This is a genomic window from Plantactinospora sp. CA-294935 (assembly GCF_050936445.1).
GTDB lineage: Bacteria > Actinomycetota > Actinomycetes > Mycobacteriales > Micromonosporaceae > Plantactinospora.
The window spans coordinates 5,892,260-5,904,365 of sequence record NZ_JBNJMU010000001.1 but is presented as its reverse complement, the minus strand read 5'-3'; the positions used below and the strand labels follow the sequence as shown (position 1 = coordinate 5,904,365).

Here is a 12,106-nt window from a genome sequence, read left to right as displayed (position 1 = left end):
GAGCCCGTTCCGGCGACCGGTCGAGGCCGGTCCGCCGGTCATGGGGTCACGTAGCCGAGGGCGGCACGCACCAGTTCGACCAGGGGGCGCTCCGGATGGTCGGTCCAGTGTTGGGTCGCCGCGCGCAGTGCGTGCAGGAACGTCCCGGCGAGTACCCGGGCGCGTAGCGGGCTCTCCGGCGCCTCGGGCAGCCGACGGGCGATCTCGGCGGTGAACTCCTGCTCGACGGCGCCGTACGCGGTGATCTGGTGGGCGGCGAGGCTGGGATGGTTGCGGATCAACCGCCGCTGGGCCAACCACAGCGGGTCGAGGCCGTCGCTCTCCCGGGCCAGTTGCTCGGCAGCCCGGGTGAGCGCGGTCCAGGGCGGCTCGTCGAGCGGCTGGGCGTGCACCAACTCCAGCAGACGCCGGATTCGCACCAGATCGGCATGGAAGAGGGCTTCTTCCTTGTTCGCGAAGTAGTTCGAGAACGTTCGGCGGGACACGTCGGCGGCGTCCGCGATCGCCTCCACGGTCACCCGGTCCGGTCCCTGCTCGGCGGCGAGCCGGAGCGCCGCCCGGTGCAGTGCCTCGCGCGTCGCAGCCTTCTTGCGCTCCCGCCGCCCCACCGTCTCATCCATCGGGAACAGCCTACGTGGCGGTGATTCATTTCTCAAAGCGAAAACTTGCGCACTGAGCAGCGACTCGGAATCCTTGTGTGTGACAACCAACCGACCGAGGAGGCGAGGTGGACACCACCGCTCGACACACCGAGCTCGGTGACCGGCTCCGCGACCTGATGTCGGCCATGCGGCTGATCCGGCACCGACGCGCGATCGAACGGCCGGCCGTACCGTCCGGCCTGGTCGGCATGCTGTTGCAGACCGACGAGGCGGCCGGCTGCCACGCCAAGGAACTCGCCGACCGGTCCGGACTCGACCCGTCGACGGTCAGCCGGGCGGTCGCCGCGCTGGTGGCGCGGGGCCTGGTGACCCGGCGCGCCGACCCGGCCGACCGGCGGGCGAGCTTCCTCGTGCTCACCGACGAGGGGCGTACGGCACTGGCCGACGCCCGCGACTGGTACGGCGACCTGCTCCGCGCCGCGCTCGCCGACTGGAGCCCGGCGGAGATCGACGCGCTGACCAGCGCGCTCGACCGGTTCGTCACCGACATCCAGGGCAGCCTCGACCGGGCCCCGGGACAGATCAACCCTCAAGAAAAGCTGGAGGCCGCGCGATGAGCGCACCGACAACCCTCGCACCCGCGCCGCAAGCGGAGCCGATGACCCATCGGCGCACCCTGGAGGCGCTCAGCGGCCTGCTGTTGGTGCTCTTCGTCGCGATGCTCAGCAGCACCGTCGTCTCGACCGCGCTACCCAAGATCATCGGAGCGCTGAACGGAACGCAGACCCAGTACACCTGGGTGGTCACCGCCACCCTGCTCACCGCGACCGCGACCACCCCGATCTGGGGCAAGCTGGCCGACCTGTTCAACAAGAAGGCCCTGGTCCAGACCGCCATCGTGATCTTCGTACTCGGCTCCGTGGTGGCCGGGCTGAGCCAGAACGCCGGCCAGATCATCGCCGCCCGCGCCTTCCAGGGCATCGGGGTCGGTGGGTTGCAGGCCCTGGTCCAGGTGGTGATCGCCGCGATGATCCCGCCCCGGGAGCGCGGCCGCTACAACGGCTACCTCGGCGGCGTGATGGCGCTCGCCACCGTCGGCGGACCGCTGCTCGGCGGGCTCATCGTCGACACGTCCTGGCTCGGCTGGCGGTGGTGCTTCTTCGTCGGCGTACCGATCGCGATCATCGCCCTGCTCGTCCTCCAGGCCACCCTTCACCTGGTCACGATCCGCCGCCAGAACGTGAAGATCGACTATCTCGGCGCCACCCTGATCGCCGCCGGGGTCAGCGTGCTGCTCGTCTGGATCTCGTTCGTCGACGGCTCGTTCGACTGGCTCTCCTGGCAGACCGGTGCCATGGTCGGCGCCGCGCTGGTCCTGCTCGGCCTCGCCGTCGTGGTCGAGGCCCGCGCCGCCGAGCCGGTCGTACCACTCGACATCGTCCGGCAGGGCACCACGGCACTGTCGATCGTCGCCAGCCTGGCGGTCGGGATGGCGATGTTCGGCGGCGCCGTCTTCCTCGGCCAGTACTTCCAGATCGGCCGTGGCTACAGCCCGACCGAGGCCGGCCTGCTCACCATCCCGATGATGGTCGGGGTGCTCGCGTCGTCGATCGTCGCGGGGCGGCTGATCACCCGCAGTGGCCGGATCAAGCCGTACATCGTGGTCGGGGCGATCGTCCTGGTCGCCGGTTTCCTGATGCTCGGCACCATCGACCACCAGACGTCCCTGGTCTTCATCAGCGGGGCGATGCTGCTCGTCGGGATCGGGGTGGGGATGACCATGCAGAACCTGGTCCTCGCCGTGCAGAACGCCGTACCGCTGAAGGACATCGGGGCGGCGAGTTCCTCGGTCGCGTTCTTCCGCTCACTCGGCGGCACCATCGGAGTCTCCGTACTGGGTGCGGTGCTCGCCCGTCGGGTCACCGAGCAGATCACCCAGGACCTGACCGCAGCCGGTATCCCGGCGTCCGGAGCGGGCAGCGCCGGCGGCAGTCTCAACCTGTCCGGGCTGCCGGACGCCGTCGCGCAGATCGTCCGCAACGCCTACGGCGACGCCACCGGGCACATCTTCCTGATCTCCGCGGCGATCGCGGTAATCGGGGTGATCGCCGCCGCCCTGCTCAAGCCGGTCACCCTGCGGACCAGCCTCGACCTGCCGGACCCGGCCACCCACGCGGCCACCGCGGCGGGTGCCATCGACGGCGCCCCGCCGGCCACCGACCCGGCACCGGACGCCGGTGGCGACCCGACGCTGACCCCGCACACCGGTGCCCGCCGGCCGTGACCCGGCCGGCGGGCACCGCACGGATCCGGACGACCAGCCCCACCGGGCTGGTCGTCCGGCGTCGGACCCAGGCTCCAGCCCGGAAGCCCGCAGGGCGCCCCGCACCGGCTGCCCGACGCCTCGTCAGCTCAACGGCTCGACGCCTCGTCAGCTCGACGGCTCGACGGCTCCACGGCTCCACGGCTCCACGGCTCCACGGCTCCACGGCTCCACGGCTCCACGGCTCCACGGCTCGACGGCTCCACCAGCGTGTTCCAGAACATCAGGCAGTTCCGCCGCCGTGCTCGCCATTCCGGTGCTCCCCGATCTCGGTGTGGCCATGCTTCCGGACGTCCTCACCTTTCGACCGGGCAGCCGCCATCCCGGTCCCGCTGGCGCCGCTGCCGTGCGTGGTCCACCAGCGGTTCGAGCCCGGCGCGACGGCGGCGCGCCGCCAACTCGGCCCCGCGCACACCGTCCGGCATCTGCCCAGCAGCGCCCAGCACGCGGCAAGGTCACCAGCGCCGGTCGCCGAGGCCGTCACCGGCCGGGCACGATGCCGGCGTCGTAGGCCCGGACGATGGCGCCGGCCCGGTCCCGGACGCCGAGCTTGAGGAAGATCGCCGAGACGTGTCCCTTCACGGTCCGCTCGCTCAGGTGCAGCGTCCCGGCGATCTCGACGTTGTTCGCGCCCGACGCCACCAGGCGGAGCACCTCCAGCTCGCGGCCGGTCAGCGCGGCCACCGAGGACGCCGGCCGGCCCGCGCGGCGGCCCCGGACCAGCGCCAGCACCCGGGCGGCAACCTGTGGGTCGAACCACGAGCCGCCCCGGGCGGTGACCCGGATCGCGCCGACCAGTTCCGCCGCGGGCGCGTCCTTCAGCACGAAACCCGCCGCGCCGGCCTCGATGACACCCCAGAGCACCTCGTCGTCCCCGAACGTGGTCAGTGCCAGCACCGGTGGGGCCCCCTCCACGCCGGCCAACCGCCGGGTCGCCTCGATCCCGTCCAGCACCGGCATCCGGATGTCCATCAGCACGACGTCCGGGCCCAGCCGACCCGCGAGGTCGACGCCGGCCCGGCCGTCGGCCGCCTCGCCGACGATCGCGAGATCGTCGTGGGCCGACAGGATCAGCCGCAGTCCCGCCCGGACGAGTTCCTGGTCGTCGACGAGCACGATCCGGATCACCCGGGCACCTCCGCGCCGGTACGCCGCACCGGCAACGACGCCTCGACCAGCCAACCGTCGCCGTCCGGTCCGGCCGACACGGTGCCGCCGAGCGCGTCGACGCGCTGGCGCATGCCGGCCAGGCCGGTGCCGCCGCCCCGACCGCTCGGGGTGGGGGTCCGGGCCGGGGCACCGTTGCGTACCGACACCGCGAGGCGGTCCGGGTGCCGGACGATCCGGACCACCGCCTCGGCCCCCGGGGCGTGGTGCCGGACGTTGCTGACCGCCTCCTGCACGATCCGGAACGCGGCGAGCCCGGTGTAGGTGTCGACCGACCCGAGGTCGCCGACCAGCTCGGTGCGGACCGGCAAACCGGCCTCGGCCGCGCCCCGGACGAGGTCGACGATGTCCGCCGCACCGGGCAGCGGCGGTTGCGCCCCACCACTCTCGCCGGGATCGCGCAGCAGGCCGACGATCGCCCGTACGGACTGGAGACTGTCCCGGCCGACCTGCTCGGCCCGGTCCAGCGCCTCGGCCGCCGCCGCCGGGTTGCGGTCCAGCACCTGTCGGGCGCCGACCAGGTTGAGCAGCACGACGGTGAGCCCGTGCCCGACCGCGTCGTGCACGTCGTGCGCGATCCGGCGGCGCTCGGCCGCGGCTGCCGCCACGTCGAGCCGGTCGTGCGCCTCGGTCAGCGCGGCGACGAGTTGCCGCTCCCGCCGGAGGATACGGCCGATCAACCAGGTGAACAGCGTTCCGGTGCCGAAGAAGACGACGGCGGGATAGTCCTCGCGCCACTCGCCGTCGACCGCGACCAGCACCACCGGCACGGCGGCCGCGCCGACCACGGCCACCGTCTCGGCCGGCCACGACCTGCCCATCGCCGCCAGCCAGGCCACCGCGAGCATGGCCAGGAAGATGGCGCCCGGCGCGTCGTACCAGAAGGTCACCAGCGCCGGCACGCCGACGCCGAACGCCGCCATCGGCCACGGCCCGACCCTGACCTGGCCGGCCAGCAGCGCCCAGGGCAGCAGGGCGACGACGAGCGTGCCGACCAGGCCGACGGTGATGCCGGTGGTCAGGAAGACGAGCAGCGCCGCCACCAGGGCCGCGACCGGAAAGGCCAGGCCGGTGGTGAACGAACCACCCCAGGCCCGCAGCCCCGTCTGCTCCACGCCCGCAGACTACCGCCGTGCCGGGTCGGTCGGCCCCGTCCCCGGGTACGCCCCCGACCCGGTCTCCGGTACGGGTCCGGACCCGGCCCGGGCCCGTACCGAAGCGTTCGCCGGTCCGATGTGGCCGGACGGGTCCGGAACAGAGCATGGCGGGCAGTCCCTTCCCGCCACCCCAGGAGATCGCCGTGTTCAGCAGAATCGGTCACTTCGTCGTCCACCGCCGCCGGCTGGTGCTGGCCCTGACCGTCCTCTTCGTCGTCGCCGCCGGTGCGGCCGGATCCGGCGTCTTCGGCCAGCTCGGCGGGGGCGGCTTCGCGGACCCGGACGCCGAGTCGACCCGGGCCGAAGCCTTCCTGGCCGGGGCCGGCGCGCCCCGACCCGAGTTGGTCCTGCTGGTCGGGGCCGCCGACGGCGCCGGGGTGGACGACCCGGCGGTGGCGGCGGCCGGCACGGCGCTGACCCGTGAACTCGCCGACGATCCCGGGGTGCTCGGGATCAGCTCGTACTGGTCGACGGGCGGGCAGCCGGCGCTCCGCTCGACCGACGGCGGCGCGGCGCTGGTCGTGGTCGACCTGGCCGGCGACGAGGAGCAGGTCGAGGCGGCCGCGGCCGGTATCGCGGCGGAGTACGCCGGAGATCGCGGCCCGCTCACCGTCCGGGTGGGCGGCGGGTACACGATCGACGAGGCGATCGGCGAGCAGCTCGACAGCGACCTGGTCCGGGCCGAGCTGATCGCGGTCCCCGCGACACTCCTTCTGCTGCTGTTCGTCTTCGGCGGGATCGTGGCGGCGACCCTGCCGCTGGCCGTCTCGGCGGTCGCGGTGCTCGGCGCGCTCCTCGCGCTCTCCGGCATCGCGCGACTCACCGACGTCTCGGTCTACTCGATCAATCTGATGACCGGGCTCGGGTTCGGGCTGGCGATCGACTACTCGCTGTTCATCCTGAGCCGGTTCCGCGAGGAGTTGGCCTCCGGCCGGCCGACGGAGGAGGCGGTGGTGCGGACCGTGCGGACGGCCGGCCGTACGGTGGCGTTCTCGGCGCTCACCGTCGCCGTCTCGCTCTCGGCGCTGCTGGTCTTTCCGCTGTCCTTCCTGCGGTCGTTCGCCTATGCCGGAATCGCGGTGGTGGTCTGCGCCGCGGCCGGGGCCCTGCTGACCCTGCCGGCCCTGCTGGCGACCCTCGGCCCGAGGGTGAACGCCGGGTCGCTGCGGTCGCGCCGGCGTACGGCCCGGCTCACCGGTGGGCGGGCCGGCAAGGCTGGACGGCCGGCCGGGCCGGGCTTCTGGTACCGGCTCGCCGGTGCGGTGATGCGCCGGCCGGTACCGGTCGCGACCGGAGTCGTCGTCTTCCTGCTGGCGCTCGGCATCCCGTTCCTCGGCGTCGACCCGGGACTGCCGTCGCACCAGGCGCTGCCGCCGTCCAACGAGGCCCGGCAGGTCGTCGAGGCGATCGAGAGCGGGTTCGCCGGCAACCGCACCGAGGAGTTCGGGATCGCCCTGCCCGGCGTCGACGCCGACGGCGCGGACGCCGGGGCCGTGACGGCCTTCGCCGGCCAGGTCGGCGCGGTCGACGGCGTCGCCGACGTGACGCCGCACGCGGCGCCGGGCGGCGCCTGGCTGAGCGTGGTCCCCGCCGTGGTGCTGCGCTCGGCCGAGGGCGAGCGGCTCGTCGAGGAGATCCGGGCACTGGATCCGCCCTTCGACTTCGGTGTCGGAGGTGACGCGGCGGAACTCGTGGACGCCAAGGCCGCCATCGGCGACCGGCTGCCGCTGGCGCTGGCGCTCATCGCGACGACCACCGCGGTACTGCTCTTCGCCGTCTTCGGCAGCATCCTGGTCCCGGTCAAGGCGATCCTGCTGAACCTGCTGTCCCTGACGGCGACCTTCGGCGCGATGGTGTGGATCTTCCAGGAGGGGCATCTCTCCGGGGTCCTCGGCTTCACCGCCACCGGCCAACTCGACGTGTCGATGCCCATCCTGATGTTCTGCGTCGCCTTCGGCCTGTCGATGGACTACGAGGTCTTCCTGCTCTCCCGGATCAAGGAGGAGTACGACCGCACCGGCGACAACGCCCAGGCGATCGCCACCGGGCTGGCCAAGACCGGCCGGCTGATCACGGCCGCGGCCGTAGTGCTGGCCGTCTCGTTCGCCGCCTTCGGAGTCAGCGGCATGAGCTTCCTGAAGCTGATGGGAATCGGCCTCGCCCTGGCGATCCTGGTGGACGCCACCATCATCCGTGGGCTGCTGGTGCCGGCCGTCATGCGACTCGCCGGTAGGGCCAACTGGTGGGCGCCTGCCCCGCTCAGGCGGCTCCACCAGCGTTGGCACCTTCAGGAGAACTGACCGGCGGCAGCCCGGGCCCGGGCGCCGAGCCGGCGGCCGCGGCCCGACCGACGGCGGACCCGTCCCGGTCGTCGCCCAGAGTTCCCCAACCGTCAGCGGGCTCGTCTCCCGGGCGGGCAGGCCGGTCTCCCGCGTCGGCGTGTCCGGGCCGGCCGTCGGCGGGTGGGCGGGCGGCCGGCACCAGCAGGAGCGCGGGCAGCAGGATCAGCGGCACGACCAGCAGGGCCCGGAGGCTGCCGACCCGGTCGCCGAGCAACCCGACCAGGGGCGGCCCGGCGAGGAAGGCGGTGTAGCCGATCGCCGCCACCACGCTGACCCGGGCGGCGGCCCGGTCCTCCTGGTCGGCCGCCGCGCTCATCCCCATCGGAAAGCCGAGCGAGGTGCCGAGCCCCCACAGCAGCACCCCGGCCATCGCCAGCGGCCACGGGCTGGCCAGTACCGCCACCGTGGCGCCGATCGCGGCCAACGTGGTGGTGCAGAGGAGTACCGGTACCCGGCCCCAGCGGTCCAGCGCGATCGTGCCGGCGGTGCGGCCGATCGTCATCGCGGCGACGAAGACCCCGAAGGCCAGCGCGCCGACGGCGTCGGATACCCGGTGGCCGTCCACGAAGGCCAGTGCCAGCCAGTCGTTGGCGGTCCCCTCGGTGAAGGCCATCACCAGCACCAACAGGCCGATCAGCAGGGTACGGGGCTCCCGCCAGGCGGCCAGCGCACCGCCGGCCCAGGCCCGGCCGCTCTTCCCGTCGGCCGGGCGAGGGTCGCGATCCGGCAGGAACGAGCGGACCGCGGGTAACGTACCGGCGACCATCGCCACGGCGGCCAGCCCGAGATGCACCCCGATCGGCACGCCGAGCCGGGCACTGCCGGCTCCGGCGACCGCCCCGGCCACGGTGCCGAGGCTCCAGGCGGCGTGGAACCGGGGCATCACGGTACGGCCGAGCCGCCGTTCGACCGCCGCCGCCTCGACGTTCATGGCGACCTCGCAGGTGCCGGAGCCGTACCCGACGGCGAAGAGTCCGACCGCGACGGCCGGTACGGCGTGCCAGCTTCCGGCCGCGACTCCGGCCAGCGCCAGTCCGAGCGCGGCCAGCCCCGTCGCGGCGGCCACCACGCGGGCGGCGCCGAACCGCTGCGCCAAGGCCCCGGCGGTCGGCAGTGCCAGCAGGGCACCCGCGGAGAGCGCCAGCAGCAGCAGGCCCAACCGCCCCGGGGTGAGCCCGAGCGCGTCCCGGGCCGCCGGCACCCGGGCGAACCAGGAGGCGACGGCGAGCCCGTTGAGCCCGAAGACCACGGCGACGCCGGTCCGGGCGGCCAGGACCTGCCGGGGTACGACCGGTGGCCGGTGCGTATCGGTGGATGCGTTCACCTGCTGCTCCTCCGCTTCCTCGACGGCCAGCCTCTTCGCCGGTCCCGGCCGATCGGGTGAGCCACCGGGTGGCCTGCCACCCGTGCGGTCCGTCGGTCGGCGGCTGGAGGTCGAGCCGCCCGCCGCGCTGCGCTGCGCGGATCGAACCCGCCGTGCTGTCGCGATTGGGCTGTCTAGGTGATCGCACCCCTGGGAGCGCTCTCGACGCAACCCGATGACAACGGCGCCGTGTTCCTGCTGCCGGTCCAGCTCAGCCTGCTGCACGTCCCCAGCCCGGCCGTCACTCCTACCAACCTGCTGTCCAACGTCGTAGCCGGGCCTGGAGCGCTCGTCCGCTATCGGCGCGCTGGAGGACTCGCCTGGCCCCTGACCCGGTTTCTTCTCACCGGCACACTGTCCGGCGTTGTCTTGGGTGCCTGCATCCGCGTCTTCGCCATCCCCGGACCCCGCGTCTTCGCCTCGTCGTCGCCGTGGTCGGCCCCGCGCTTGGGTAGCGGACCCGGCTCAGTCGTCTGCCGGGTGGGGTGGACTCGATGAGGTCGTTCGGCGCTCGGGTCGTGGAGGCTGCCGTCGCGGAGGCCGCGGCTGGACGCGGCCTCCGCCAGGGAAGAGGGGGCGCAGAAGGCATCCAGCCACCAGGGCGGTGGCGGGGCCGTCGCGTCGTGGATCTGCGGGTTCGGGTCGGCGGAGAACAGGGGCGAGTAGTGGACCGGGTGCGGGCCGCGGATGCCGGCGTCACCGGTGGCGGGCAGGTACGTGCCGGTCAGGCCGAGCGGGCGTACGATGCGCCGGTCGATCTCCTGGGCGAACGTCCGCCCGGTCACCTTCTCGACGATCATCGCGGCGAGGATGTAGTTGGAGTTGGAGTAGACGAACCGCTCGCCGGGGGCCGCGTACGGCGGGTGCGCCAGCGCCACCTTCACCAGTTGCGCCGGGGTGTACCGGTCGTAGCGGTGCTCGTACCAGGCCGCGCCGATGCCGTTGACGAAGAATTCCTGGGCGTTGGTGTACGCGAAGATGCCGCTGGTGTGGTTCAGCAACTGCCGGATCGTAACGGCCCGGCCGTCGTAGCCGTTGCCCTGTACGAGGCCGGGCAGCCACTGCTCGACCGTGTCGTCGAGGCCGATCCGGTGCTCGGCGGCGAGTTGCAGCACCACGGTGGCGGTGAAGGCCTTGGTGGCGCTGCCGATGCGGAACTGCTCGTACGACGTCCGGGCCCGCCCGGTGGCGGTGTCGGACAGGCCCGCGGACCCGAACCAGCGGGAGCGGCCGCGGATGACCTCGGCGACGATGCCGGGGGCCCCGGCGTTGTTCACGGTGCGGTCGAGAGCGTCCTGCACGGTGGCGTGCGCCCCCGGCGACGCGGGACTGAGGCTGAGCGCGGCCAGGGCGGCGACGTCGGTTGGCGGCCGGGCACCGGAGTGCCGGATCCCGACCGGTACACGACGATGGGTCCGACGGCAGGTGACCTTCCGCCCGTCGTCAAGAAAATGCAGGTCGGCGGATGGCATGTCTGCCTCATAGCGACACCCTCGGCCCTCAAGTTCGCGGAGTCCGACGTAGGTGCCGCGCGTCGCGCCGGTGGCCTTGGACCACTGCGCGGCGGCACCAACCGACAAAGCCGATCCGGTCGGCGAGCAGTGCTGGTGGCGTTGGGCGGCGAGGGCCGCGAGCGCGCCGTTACGGGCATGGGGTGCGTTCGTCAGTCCGAGCTTTGCGGCTCGGTCGCGGAGGCGTTCCCGTCGTCGCGGCGGGCGACAGGCCTGCTGGTCCGGCCGCAGCCCGAACAGGGCGCGAGGTGGTTGGCTACCCAGCAGCGGTGGCACCGGCTCGTCCGTCCTCGGCGCGAGCGACCACCACCGCCTCTGCTCCGCAGCCACCGCATCGTTCCGGTGTCGACGGCGACCGGCGCAGCCGGAGCAGAGATGCCCGCCGTCGGTCGACGGGTGCGGATAGCGCTGCTTACCGCAGTCCCTGTACTGGACGCGACCGCGCCGCCGGTCCTTGAAGTCGTCCGACAACGCGTGTAGACGGGCACCGGCTCGCCGATGCTTGCGTCGCGGGTGCATGATTTTTCCATGGCTCAGCCCGGTCGTCGCGTCTCCGCAGCACCATGCCCCGGTCAGGTCCGCTCGGGGGAGCTGGCGTGACCGGCGGGCCACCGCGGCGGGCCACCCTGGAGGACGTGGCCCGGGCGGCCGGGGTCTCCCGGTCCACCGCCTCCCGGGTCATCGCCGGATACGGCGCCGCCTCCGCCACCGCCCGGGACCGGGTCGTCGCGGCCGCCGCGCAACTCGGCTACGCGCCCGACCCGGCGGCCCGAGCCCTGGCCACCGGCGCCGGGGTACGACTGGTCGTGGCGGTGGCCGGCGCGGTGCCGACGGTGCTGCACGACCCGTACGTCGACCGGGTGGTGCGGGCCGCGGCCGAGGTCTGCGCGCGTCGGGAGGTCGGAGTGTCCCTGGAGTGGCTGCCGCTGCACGCGCCGGCCCGACTACGGCAGTTGGCGGAGGACCGTGGCGTCCGTGGGGTGCTGATGGTCAACACCACCGAACGGATCCTGGAGGCGGTGCCGACCGCGCTACAGGGTCGCACGGTGTCGATCGGCATCGGTTCCCGGAACGTACCGTCGTTCGACGTCGACAACGGCGGCGCGGCCCGTAGCATCATCGGCCACCTGCTCGCCTCGGGGCGCCGGCGGATCGCGATGATCACCGGGCCGGACTGGATGCCCTGCACCCGACGGCCCGTCACCGCCTACCGCGAGGTGACGCGGGTGGTGGGGTTGCCGATCCGGTTGGTGCCGGGCGACTTCACCGCCACCGGCGGACAGGCCGCGATGCTGACGATCCTGGAGCGCTGGCCGGACACCGACGCGGTCTTCGCGAACAGCGACGCGATGGCGCTCGGTGCGCTGGCGGCGTTGCGGCGGCGCGGGATCGACGTGCCGGGGGACATCGCCGTGGCCGGCTTCGACGACGTGCCGTTCGCCGCGCTGAGCGCGCCGGCCCTGACCACCGCGAGCCATCCGGTCGAGCAGATCGCCACGGCGGCCGCGGCGGCGGTACTCGAGCGGGCCTGGGTGCCGCCGGCCACCGCGTACCCGTCCGAGCTGATCCTCCGGGAGAGTGCCTGACGCTCGTCCTCCGGGGGAGCCGCTGCCGCTGATCGTCGAGGAGTCGTCTGAGGCT

At 73.4% G+C, this 12,106-nt stretch carries 8 protein-coding genes and 2 pseudogenes; 5 read left to right on the top strand and 5 right to left on the bottom strand.

The annotated features are described in order from the left end of the window. Positions 1-38: 38 nt before the first annotated feature. Positions 39-620: a TetR/AcrR family transcriptional regulator gene (locus ACQEVC_RS26280; RefSeq protein WP_432882368.1), complete on the bottom strand. Its 582-nt coding sequence runs from the start codon at positions 618-620 to the stop codon at positions 39-41. Positions 621-727: 107 nt separating this feature from the next. Here ACQEVC_RS26280 and ACQEVC_RS26275 point away from each other — a divergent pair, with 107 nt between their 5' ends. Both ACQEVC_RS26275 and ACQEVC_RS26270 read left to right on the top strand, forming a co-directional pair. Next, entirely contained in the window at positions 728-1,219 is a 492-nt protein-coding gene (locus ACQEVC_RS26275) for a MarR family winged helix-turn-helix transcriptional regulator (protein WP_432882366.1), read from the top strand. Further along, positions 1,216-2,886 (top strand): MDR family MFS transporter, encoded by a 1,671-nt coding sequence (locus tag ACQEVC_RS26270; RefSeq protein ID WP_432882363.1) that lies wholly within the window; start codon positions 1,216-1,218, stop codon positions 2,884-2,886. Before ACQEVC_RS26275 ends, ACQEVC_RS26270 begins: the two co-directional genes overlap by 4 nt. 519 nt (positions 2,887-3,405) lie before the next feature. On the opposite strand, the gene ACQEVC_RS26265 is transcribed toward ACQEVC_RS26270, so the two are convergent. Together ACQEVC_RS26265 and ACQEVC_RS26260 are read right to left on the bottom strand one after the other, a co-directional pair. Beyond that, on the bottom strand, positions 3,406-4,053 hold the full coding sequence (locus tag ACQEVC_RS26265; RefSeq protein ID WP_432882360.1) for a response regulator: 648 nt from the start codon (positions 4,051-4,053) through the stop codon (positions 3,406-3,408). Further along, entirely contained in the window at positions 4,050-5,207 is a 1,158-nt protein-coding gene (locus ACQEVC_RS26260) for a sensor histidine kinase (RefSeq protein ID WP_432882358.1), read from the bottom strand. The genes ACQEVC_RS26265 and ACQEVC_RS26260 overlap by 4 nt, the downstream gene beginning before the upstream one ends. A 185-nt stretch (positions 5,208-5,392) precedes the next feature. On the opposite strand from ACQEVC_RS26260, the gene ACQEVC_RS26255 reads away from it, so the two are divergent. Next, on the top strand, positions 5,393-7,549 hold the full coding sequence (locus tag ACQEVC_RS26255; RefSeq protein ID WP_432882355.1) for an MMPL family transporter: 2,157 nt from the start codon (positions 5,393-5,395) through the stop codon (positions 7,547-7,549). Between the two features lie 94 nt (positions 7,550-7,643). Here the strand turns inward: ACQEVC_RS26255 and ACQEVC_RS26250 are convergent. Beyond that, positions 7,644-8,915, bottom strand: a pseudogene (locus ACQEVC_RS26250) (MFS transporter); the annotation flags it as partial. Positions 8,916-9,092: 177 nt separating this feature from the next. On the opposite strand from ACQEVC_RS26250, the pseudogene ACQEVC_RS26245 reads away from it, so the two are divergent. Further along, positions 9,093-9,284: pseudogene (locus ACQEVC_RS26245) on the top strand (sulfite exporter TauE/SafE family protein); the annotation flags it as partial. Here the strand turns inward: ACQEVC_RS26245 and ACQEVC_RS26240 are convergent. Continuing rightward, on the bottom strand, positions 9,251-10,426 hold the full coding sequence (locus ACQEVC_RS26240; protein WP_432882352.1) for a serine hydrolase domain-containing protein: 1,176 nt from the start codon (positions 10,424-10,426) through the stop codon (positions 9,251-9,253). The pseudogene ACQEVC_RS26245 and the gene ACQEVC_RS26240 sit on opposite strands and share 34 nt — an antisense overlap. 635 nt (positions 10,427-11,061) lie before the next feature. On the opposite strand from ACQEVC_RS26240, the gene ACQEVC_RS26235 reads away from it, so the two are divergent. Continuing rightward, positions 11,062-12,051, top strand: a complete 990-nt coding sequence (locus tag ACQEVC_RS26235) for a LacI family DNA-binding transcriptional regulator (protein WP_432882349.1) — start codon at positions 11,062-11,064, stop codon at positions 12,049-12,051. Positions 12,052-12,106: the final 55 nt, after the last annotated feature.